This is a genomic window from Streptococcus suis, from assembly GCF_002964575.1.
In the GTDB taxonomy this organism is placed as follows: domain Bacteria; phylum Bacillota; class Bacilli; order Lactobacillales; family Streptococcaceae; genus Streptococcus; species Streptococcus suis_R.
In genome coordinates, this window is record NZ_POQQ01000074.1 from 1 (window position 1) to 532 (window position 532).

The window sequence follows — 532 nt, forward strand, 5'->3', positions numbered from 1 at the left end:
TATCTTTCTCAAATCCATTCTGCTCCGTTCTTCGTGAATAATTCTTAAACGAGTAGACAACCCCATCTGGTTTTATCCACTGGTCAGAATCTTCTAAGTAAGTCCAGTTTTCAGGATTGGCATCACTCTTCTTATAGCTTTTCTTCTGCTCTTTCTGATATGTTCCGTAGGGAATCAGAGGTGTTTTCCCCAGGTCATCAAGGATAAAGCTATAATTTTCTTCACTTCCATAACCTGCATCTGCGACAATGTGTTGAAAGAGTTCTAGGGTTTGGATGGATTGAAGAAAAGGCTTGAGCGTCCGAGTGTCAGTTGGATTCGGATACAATCCGTAAGCTAAGGCAAACTGGCTGTTTGTGCCAAGTTGGAGGTTGTAACCAGGCTTGAGCTGACCATTCTTCATATGATCTTCTTTCATTCGCATGAATGTTGCATCGTGATCCGTTTTAGAATAGGAATTTCGCTCTTGTAGAATCTGTTTATCTCGTTCGTACTTCTGTTTCCGAACAAGAAAATCCTCTTTCAACTTTCT

At 40.8% G+C, this 532-nt stretch carries 1 protein-coding gene; it reads right to left on the reverse strand.

Features of this window, described 5'->3' with window-relative positions:
* A partial coding sequence (locus C1E58_RS09660) for a transposase (RefSeq protein ID WP_153055837.1) occupies positions 1 to 532 on the reverse strand: 532 nt, incomplete at both ends.